This window comes from Faecalibacillus sp. MSK20_93, assembly GCF_020589945.1.
GTDB lineage: Bacteria > Bacillota_I > Bacilli_A > Erysipelotrichales > Coprobacillaceae > Faecalibacillus > Faecalibacillus intestinalis.
Genome location: NZ_JAJDKA010000151.1, coordinates 1 through 702, shown reverse-complemented (window position 1 = coordinate 702; position 702 = coordinate 1). Strand labels below are relative to the sequence as shown.

At 45.0% G+C, this 702-nt stretch carries 1 protein-coding gene; it reads left to right on the top strand.

The window, feature by feature from the left end; genetic code table 11:
- A partial coding sequence (locus LJD34_RS16085; protein WP_227360372.1) for an ATP-binding protein occupies window positions 1-702 on the top strand: 702 nt, incomplete at both ends.

Genomic DNA, 702 nt, shown 5'->3' with positions numbered 1-702 from the left:
ACATCTTGACATTCCTTACGGGTATTTCCTCTAGGGACGGCGAAAAATTCCCCGTGTTACGAAAAGCGGTGCGTTCCGTTACCCAGAGCGACAGTCGGGGCTTGCTCCATGTGATAGACGAGCTACGCCGTGAAGATACGCCCATATCAAGAAATATCGCAGACCATATCGACAGCTTCACGGACTACGACTTTGCACACCTGCTGTTTTCAGACGGTACGGTAGAAAATGCTATCAGTCTGGATAACCAGCTCAATATCATTCAAGTAGCAGACCTTGTACTGCCAGATAAGGACACGACCTTTGAGGAATACACGACCATTGAATTATTGTCGGTGTCTATGCTGATTGTGATTAGTACCTTTGCCCTTGATTTTATCCATTCGGACAGAAGTATTTTTAAGATTGTAGACCTTGACGAAGCGTGGGCGTTCTTAAATGTGGCACAAGGAGAAACGCTCTCTAACAAGCTGGTTCGTGCTGGACGAGCTATGCAGGCAGGCGTTTATTTTGTTACCCAGTCTGCCTATGATGTTTCAAAGGAAAGTCTGAAAAACAATATCGGCTTAAAATTCGCTTTCCGTTCTACTGACATCAACGAGATAAAACAGACCTTAGAATTTTTCGGTATCGACAAGGACGACGAAAACAACCAGAAACGCTTGCGTGATTTGGAGAACGGACAATGCTTATTGCAGGACT